The sequence below is a fragment of the Cupriavidus lacunae genome, assembly GCF_003353055.1.
GTDB lineage: Bacteria > Pseudomonadota > Gammaproteobacteria > Burkholderiales > Burkholderiaceae > Cupriavidus > Cupriavidus lacunae.
The window spans coordinates 1-3,374 of sequence record NZ_QKWJ01000197.1 but is presented as its reverse complement, the minus strand read 5'-3'; the positions used below and the strand labels follow the sequence as shown (position 1 = coordinate 3,374).

The 3,374-nt window shown below is 60.2% G+C and carries 3 protein-coding genes; all 3 read left to right on the top strand.

The window, feature by feature from the left end; translation table 11 throughout:
* On the top strand, positions 1-346 hold a 346-nt coding region (locus tag DN412_RS42525; RefSeq protein WP_208647774.1), incomplete at its 5' end, for a DUF5372 family protein.
* 169 nt (positions 347-515) lie between these two features.
* On the top strand, positions 516-983 hold the full coding sequence (locus tag DN412_RS42520; protein WP_115216952.1) for a helix-turn-helix domain-containing protein: 468 nt from the start codon (positions 516-518) through the stop codon (positions 981-983).
* 286 nt (positions 984-1,269) lie between these two features.
* Positions 1,270-3,327 (top strand): recombinase family protein, encoded by a 2,058-nt coding sequence (locus tag DN412_RS42510; protein ID WP_115216950.1) that lies wholly within the window; start codon positions 1,270-1,272, stop codon positions 3,325-3,327.
* Positions 3,328-3,374: the final 47 nt, after the last annotated feature.

Here is a 3,374-nt window from a genome sequence, read left to right as displayed (position 1 = left end):
TTCTCAAAAGCAGTCAACTACACGTGATCTGACCGGTGGGATGCAATCCTTCCGGGTTACCCATCCCTTCCATCCGCTTTACGGGCGAGAATTCGCGCTGCTCGAATGGCGCAATGCGTGGGGAGAGGACCGCGTCTATTTCTACGACGAAATGGGCAACCTCAGACGCATGCCGGCGACCTGGACGAGCGCAGCGGCGCCAAACGCATTCGAGGTAACGTCGGCCGGACGATCGCATTTCCGGGTCGAGGACCTGTTGCAACTTGTTGCGCTGATTGCCCGACAGCGGGAGGCTAAGAGATCTGGAGGGCCGCGAGCGCGCAAGCGCAAGGTGTCAAGGGAATGATGCCGTTGATGTAAAGATATTTATGCCGTTTTAGTATCCGTGCCTATACCTCTCCATGGGCGCATGGTTCAAGGACGGGCAGAGAGCAGTCAGGTTACGGGACCCCGCTATCCTTTGTCGGTATAAAATCCTTGACATCGGCAATACTTGGGCATAATTTAGATTACATATGACCCGCATCCGAAAACCCGACCCCAAGCTTGCAGCGCTCGAAGAGAGCGGCACGGTGAATCCTCACTCGCAGGGCATCGATGATCCCGCTTTTATCGCCGGCGACTTCTTCGACCCGCGCGATCTGGTACAGGCCCGCTACGAAATGCTGCGTCGCGTACGTGTCGATGGTCAGGCCATCGCCGATGCCGCCGCGCACTTTGGGGTCAGCCGACCGACGTTCTACAAGGCGCAGGCCGACTTCGATCGAGAGGGCCTGGTCGGGCTGCTGCCAGACAAGAGAGGTCCTCACGGACCACACAAGATCACCGACGACGTGATGCGCTTCATCGAAGAAGCACGTGCCGCGGAGGACGGTCTCGATGTTCAAGTTCTTGTCGAGCGGATTGCAGAACGCTTCGGATTGACAGTGCATCGACGCACCGTAGAACGCGCCCTGGCGCGATCGAAAAAAAAACGGCCATAAAAGTCCCCACCGCAGCGCTCGATGTTCATGTGCTGACCAGATACTACGAGGCGTTGCGAAAAGACGTCGTCGAGTTGGGCGGACGCGGCCACACGATGATGCGCGGTCGCGCACTCGTCATGTTCAAGGGGATGGCCGCCTGGATGAAGTGTGCGGCCGAAGACTGCTCGCCTCGTCCGGTGCCTGTAGTCGCGACGAGCGGGCTGAGTCTGCCTGTAGGTATCGAACAGAATCTGGTTGACATCGTGGCAACCATGGCGATCGCGACAGCGCTAGAGGGGATGAGATGACTGCAGAGACCCACTCGAAAGTACAGGCAAGACACCTCAAGAGGAACGCCTATCTGTACGTGAGGCAGTCCTCGTTGCGGCAGATGTTTGAGAATACTGAGAGTACCAAGCGCCAGTATGATCTGCGACAGCGCGCCATCGCGCTCGGATGGCGCAACGATCAAGTTGTGGTCATCGACTCGGACCTCGGCTTATCCGGTGCATCGGCGGTCGAGCGCGAGGGCTTCCAGCGCCTCGTCACCGAGGTGAGCCTGGGACGGGCCGGGATCGTGATGGGTCTGGAGGTGTCGCGGCTGGCGCGCAACTCAACCGACTGGCATCGGCTATTGGAGATCTGTGCACTCGCCGACTCCCTAATTCTTGACGAAGACGGAATTTACGACCCTGCGCATTTCAATGATCGGTTGCTGCTCGGCCTGAAAGGCACGATGAGCGAGGCAGAGTTGCACGTCATGCGGGCACGGCTACGCGGTGGCATCCTCAACAAGGCGCGCCGTGGAGAACTCGAGATGCGGCTGCCGATCGGCTTTGTCTACGACACCGAGGGGCGTGTGCGCCTGGACCCGGATGCACGTATCCAGGAGAGTGTTCGTCAGCTCTTCCGCACGTTTCGTCGCACCGGCTCAGCCACTGCGACCGTCAAGGCCTTTCGTGACCAGGGTCTTCAGTTCCCGCGCCGGATTCACCGCGGAGAGCGCAAAGGCGATGTGTTGTGGACCGAGCTCGAACACTCACGCGTGCTGTGGGCCCTCCATCATCCGCGCTATGCTGGTGCATTCTGCTTTGGGCGCACGCGGCAACGCAAGCATCCCGATGGTCAGAACGTCTGCCTGCGACTGCCGCCCGAGGAGTGGACGGCGCTGATTCGCGATGCGCACGAGGCTTACGTGAGCTGGGAGGAGTTCGAACAGAACGTTCAAATCCTACGCGACAATGCCCACGCACTTGGCCTCGACCGTGAGAGAGGGGCACCTCGCGAGGGGCCGGCGCTGCTGCAAGGCTTGGCGATCTGTGCCAAATGCGGCGAGCGGATGACCGTGCGCTATCACATCCAAGGCACGCGCAGGGTGCCTGATTACATGTGCCAGCGCCGGGGCATTCAGCACGCGCACCCTGTGTGCCAGAGTGTCCATGGTGGTGAGCTTGACGATGCAATTGGCCGGTTGCTCGTGGAGTTGGTCACGCCGGTAACGCTTGAGGTCGCTCTGGCCGTGCAGAACGAGCTTGAGAGCCGTACCGAGGAGAGCGACAGACTACGCCGTCAAGAGGTCGAGCGAGCGCGCTACGAGACCGATCTGGCGCGCCGTCGTTACATGCAAGTCGATCCGGAACATCGATTGGTTGCGGACTCGCTGGAAGCGGAATGGAACCATGCGCTCCGCGCTCTCAGTGAGGCCCAGGAACGCTACGAGAAGCAGCGCGAAGCTGATCGCGCCGGAGTTGACGACGCACAGCGCACAAGCATCATGGCACTTGCGAAGGACTTTCCTCGCCTGTGGAACGATCCCCACACGCCAGATCGTGAGCGCAAGCGCATGGCACGCCTACTCATCACCGACGTAACCCTGCTAAAAGGCACGGACGTCAGCGCTCAGATACGCTTTAACGGCGGTGCAACGCACACCTTGCACGTGCCACTATCCAAGCCCGCATGGATGTTGCGGCAGACCCCGCCAGCGGTCGTCGCTGAGATCGACCGGCTTCTGGAAGACCACACCGACGGTGAAGCGGCAGAGCTGCTCAATCGCCAGGGAATCACGTCAGGTCAGGGCAAACCGTTTCACCACGCAATGGTCACCCGGATTCGGCTCTCCTACGATCTGCGAAGTCGCTACGACAGGCTGCGCGCGCGTGGTTTGCTCACGCTGGGCGAGATTGCAAAGTGCCTCGATGTCACACCGACTACCGTCAAGATATGGCGCCGTGCCGGCCTGCTCGTGGCGCACCGCTACGATGACAAGGGGCAGTGTCTCTTCGAACAACCTGGCGCGGATGCGCCAGTGAAGTATCGCCATCAATGCAAAACCCGCGGTAAACACGCAGCGGCCGCGTAAACATCATCCCACTCGACCCATGAGGTGCATTGTGAAGCATAGCCCTT